This is a genomic window from Streptomyces sp. NPDC006544 (genome assembly GCF_040611715.1).
Taxonomy (GTDB): domain Bacteria; phylum Actinomycetota; class Actinomycetes; order Streptomycetales; family Streptomycetaceae; genus Streptomyces.
This window is the reverse complement of sequence record NZ_JBEXOV010000169.1, coordinates 4827-9262: the sequence shown is the minus strand read 5'-3', so window position 1 is coordinate 9262 and position 4436 is coordinate 4827. Positions and strand designations below refer to the sequence as shown.

The window sequence follows — 4436 nt, the reverse complement described above, 5'->3', positions numbered from 1 at the left end:
CTTTGTGGCTGGGCGTGTACCGGGGGTGGGGTGGTTGGGTGGGGTGTGTGGTGGTGTGGGCTGGGCGGCGTGGGTGTGTGGTGGTGTGGTGTGGCGGTGGTGGTGTCGGGGTGGGGTGCGGGGTCGTTGGTGGGGGTGGTGTCCGGTGTCGGCGCGCCTGGTTTCCCGGCTCGCGGGCGCACGGTCCTGCAACCATTTTTCAGGCATTAGAAATTGGCAGCCAGTTAGTACGTAATGGGGGCAGTAAGCCCCCAGGACGCCGGAAAGCCGGTATCGGCTGCCACGGAATTGTGAGGGGCCCTGGGTGGCAGTCGGCGCGGAGGGAAATGCGGGTGGGCGGCGTCGTGAACGCCAGGCCGGTGAACCACGGAAGAAGCGCTTCTACGTGTCGTTCAGCGACACCGAGCTGGCCGTCGTGCGCACCGCCGCGGAACGCGAGGGGATGGCGTCGGCGGCCTGGGCGGGGCGCCAGGTGATGGCGGTCGCGCAGCACGTGCTGGTGCCCGTCTCCCGGGATGCTGGGGACGTGCTGAGGGAGCTGGTCCAGGCCCGGGTGCACCTGCGGGAGACCGTCGCCGAGCTCCGCCTGCTGACCGCCACCAGCGTGTCCGGGGCCGGCCTTCCGGAGTCGGCCGCGACCGTGGTCGAGGAGACGCTGAAAGCGGTGGCCCGCCTCGACGCGGCGACGGTCGCGGTGATGCGGGAGAGGCGCCCACGGTCGTGATGCCGAAGAAGGCGGAGACGGGTTCGACGACGATCGACCTCCTGGACTACCTCTTCGGTCCGGGCGAGCGCGACGAGCACGTCGACCCCCACCTCGTCGCGGGCTGGGACCCGGACCTGCCGTGTCCCGCCCGCACCCCGGACCGCATGACGCTCGCCGACCTGGCGCTCCTCCTGGACGCCCCCGTCGAAGCGCTGCGCGGATCGAAGCCGGAAGAACACGTGTGGCACATCTCGGTCCGCAACGCGCCCGCCGACCGGCTGCTGTCGGACACGGAGTGGGCGGAGGTGGCCGCCGCGATGGTGCACGCCGCGGGCATCGCGGAGCACGGCGACGAGCAGGCCTGCCGGTGGATCGCGGTACGGCACGCGGACGACCACATCCACATCCTGGCGACCCTCGCCCGCCAGGACGGCCGGCACCCCCGTCTGCGCGGTGACATCCTCAACATGCACGCCGCCGCCCGCGTCTTCGAAGCCCGCTGGGGCCTCACCCCGATGTCGCCGCTGGACCGGACCGCGCGCCGCCGTCCGGTCACCGGCGAGGCCGAGAAAGCCGCCCGCCGCGGCCTGGTGGAGACCGCCCGGGAGTCCCTGCAGCGCACCGTCCGCACCGCGGCCGCCCTCGCTCACGGCGACACCGACTTCCTCGACCGGCTCCGCGACGCTGGGCTGCGCGTGCGCGAACGCCGAGACGACGGCGGCGCCCTCGTGGGGTACGCGGTCGCGCTGCCCGGGGACCGCGCCGACGGCGGCACCCGACCCGTCTGGTTCGCCGGATCGACGCTCGCCTACGACCTGTCCCTGCCCCGCGTCCGCGAGCGCTTCACCCCGCACGTCACTGAGGCCGACTGGGCGCTGGCCGAGCACCGGATCCGCGAAGCGTCCGCCCTCCTGGGCCGCGCCGGACAGGACGAAGGAGCGGGCGACGTCGCCGCCCTCGGCGACCTCCTGGCCGTCGCCGCCGCACACTCCCCGGCACTCGTCCGCGACCGCGTCCAGGCAGCGGCCGACGCCTTCGAGCAGGCCGCCCGCGCCCCCGGCGCCCGCTCCCTTGAGGGCCGCGCGCGTGCCGGATGGCGCGCCTCGACCCGGGCGTTGGAGCGGGCCCCCCGCGCTGCCCGGGGCGGCGGTGCCGCGGTGGTGCTGACGCTGCTCCTCGCGCTCGTGGAGGCGGTGGAGGCCGCCGCCGCCTGGCACCGCGCGCAGACCTTCCGCGCGCAGGCGAAGGCCGCCTCGGAGGCGGCCGTGCTGCTGCGGGAGGCAGCCGGCCTGACCGGCGCCCCGCCCCCCACCACGAAGCCCCGCGCGGCGCGCACCGCGCGGACGCCGGGCCGTGGCCTGCCCGGGGTCGCGCCCGTTACCGGTGTACCGGTCCGGCCGCGCCCCGACCCCGGACGGCCGGGTCCGTCCCGTACGCGCTGACCCCCACCCCGAGGACTGCCGATGACGTACCCGCCCCAGCCCGAGCCGTTCGCCGAAGCCCTCGGGGAAGCCGCGCAGACCGCCGCGATGGCCTACCGGCTGATGATGACCATCACCGACGCCGTACGCCGTGCCGTCCAGAAGCGCCTGACGGGCAAGGAGGAGGAGCTCGGCGAGGACGCGGCGAAGATGGCGCCGGGCTGGTCGGCCGACCAGCTGCGCGGCGTCCTCGGCGACGACATCCTGGCCGAGCTGATGCAGGGCGAGGACTGGCCGGTGATGGCCCGACAGCTCGTCGGTCTCCAGCAGGCCGGAGTCGACCTCGGCACGTTCCTGCCGCAGATGGGCCGCATGACGGCCGGGGTCCACCAGGCCGTGGTGGCGAACGCGGCCCGCACGAAGGCGGAGGGCACCGACCGGTGGGCCGATCTCCTGAAGGCGACGATGCCCGAGGGCCTGGTGCGCGACGCGATCCTCGCCTCCCCGGCCTGGCCGGACATCGCGGCCGCGATGGGCCACCTCGATGACAAGGGCGTCGACGTCGCCCGGATCCTCCTCGACGCGCACGCCGCCGGGGCCGGCGTGGACCAGGCCGTCGCCGCCGTCACCACCGCGGCCGCCGCCAAGGCACCCGCGTCCGTATCGGCGGCGACCGCCGCTCCTGCCCCCACCCCCACCTCGACCCCCGCTCCGGCTTCGGTTGGTGCCCGGGTCCCCGCACCCGCCCCCGCTCCGGGCACCGCGCCCGCTGCCGCGGCGCCGGTGCGAGAGGACATCGACCCGTGGGCGCCGCCCGCCCCCGCCCCCGCTCCTGCTCCTGCCGCTCCGGCTTCGGCACCTGCTCCAGCCCCGGCGGTGGCGGTGAGTGAGGACGCGCGCCGCTCCTGGGGGCCGTTGACCGAGGGCTTGAAGGTCCCCATGGACTTGAACCTGGGGGACCGGGCGAAAGCGCTGGAACAGCTAGGCGTCGAGCCGGCCGCGCACGCGGCGATGGTGTCGATGGTCAGGGACGTGCTGCCCGAGCAGGAGGCGGGCCTCCTCATCGGCGCCCGCCACTGGCCGCTGCTGGCCGCTCGCATGCAGCAGCTCGGCGACAGCCAGGGCCAGAAGGTCCTCGGTGCGCATCTGGCCCGTCTGGGTACGGACACCTCCTGGAAGCAGGGTCCGGCTTCCGCGCTGGTGGGACGCCTGGTCGAGCAGACACACCATGCCCTGACCACGCCGCTGCCGGGACCGGTCTCCCGGGTGCGGGTGTCCCCGGGCGCGGCCCGGCGCCGCTCCACCACAACGTCCGGCGGGGCGGCGCCGGGACAGCCGGCTCCGGCCGAAGCCGCGGTGCCCGCCCACCGGCAGCAGGCCGCACCGTCCAAGGGCACGGGACGGACGCGGTGATGGAGAAGGCAGCCACGTCCGGACGGCGGGCCACCCGGGCGCGCGCGGATCGGGTACGGGTGGCCTGGTGGGCGCTGTCCGGCCGGGACCGGATCGGCATCAACGGACTGCTGCTGTCCGGCGCGCTGCTCGCGGCCGCCTTGCGGGCGGGCCACCTGGGTCTGGTGCAGGCGGACTTCGTCCTGTCGATTCTGGGCGGCACGGCGGGTGTGGCCACCTTGTGCCGGGGCGCCATGTGGCGGCCGGAGCCCGCCGCGCCTGTGGCCGGGCCGCTGGTGGCGCCCTCGGAGGAAGTCCAGCGGCACGCCGCCCGCGAGGCGGGCACGGCCCCCGGCGCCTGATCGGGGAAGACCTGCGAGGAAGGGGGAGAGGGATGGTGATGACGGGCAGGCAGCGCCGGGCCGGTGGCAGCGTGTTGGCGGGGCTCGTGCTGGCCACGGCCGGCTGGTGGGCGCAGTGGTCCGGGTACGAGGTCACGGGTATGGCCCTGACCCTGCTGGCCGGGATCGTGGTGCTGGGAGGCGCGTGGCGCTCGGGCGCCCTGCACCTCCCGCTGCCCGCCGAACCCGAGCGGGACAGCCCTGTACCGGGCCCGCCGCCCTCGGCGCGGGCCAAGGCGGACCAGGAGCGGTCGATGCGGCTGCTGAAGGCGATCGACGAAGCCAGCGACGCCGCGCCGGGGGAGATCACGGAGTTCGAGCGGATCGTCCTCTTCGGCGTTGCCGAACTCCCCGGCCAGGAGTACCCGCCGCCGGGCCATGGCTACCCGCGCACCTGACCCGCCACCGCGTACTGGAATCGCGCCGGGACCCGGCCGGAGTTTCGTCGACGAAACCAGGGTGGCGGCTCGTTGAAACCAGGGTGGCGGCTCGTTCCAGATTTCCGGAACGAGCCGC

Annotated in this window: 5 protein-coding genes; all 5 read left to right on the top strand. The window is 75.1% G+C overall.

Annotated elements, in window-relative coordinates; genetic code table 11:
• Positions 1 to 385: 385 nt before the first annotated feature.
• From ABZY44_RS36595 to ABZY44_RS36575, 5 genes are read left to right on the top strand one after another with little or no spacing between them, the layout of a single operon-like run.
• Positions 386 to 724, top strand: coding sequence for a hypothetical protein (locus ABZY44_RS36595; protein WP_356661688.1), 339 nt, complete (start codon positions 386 to 388; stop codon positions 722 to 724).
• Positions 721 to 2148 (top strand): mobilization protein, encoded by a 1428-nt coding sequence (locus ABZY44_RS36590; RefSeq protein ID WP_356661686.1) that lies wholly within the window; start codon positions 721 to 723, stop codon positions 2146 to 2148. Before ABZY44_RS36595 ends, ABZY44_RS36590 begins: the two co-directional genes overlap by 4 nt.
• A 21-nt stretch (positions 2149 to 2169) precedes the next feature.
• Positions 2170 to 3540, top strand: coding sequence for a hypothetical protein (locus tag ABZY44_RS36585; RefSeq protein ID WP_356661684.1), 1371 nt, complete (start codon positions 2170 to 2172; stop codon positions 3538 to 3540).
• Positions 3540 to 3881, top strand: coding sequence for a hypothetical protein (locus ABZY44_RS36580; RefSeq protein ID WP_356661682.1), 342 nt, complete (start codon positions 3540 to 3542; stop codon positions 3879 to 3881). The genes ABZY44_RS36585 and ABZY44_RS36580 overlap by 1 nt, the downstream gene beginning before the upstream one ends.
• Before the next feature lie 38 nt (positions 3882 to 3919).
• Positions 3920 to 4318 (top strand): hypothetical protein, encoded by a 399-nt coding sequence (locus ABZY44_RS36575; RefSeq protein ID WP_356661680.1) that lies wholly within the window; start codon positions 3920 to 3922, stop codon positions 4316 to 4318.
• Positions 4319 to 4436: the final 118 nt, after the last annotated feature.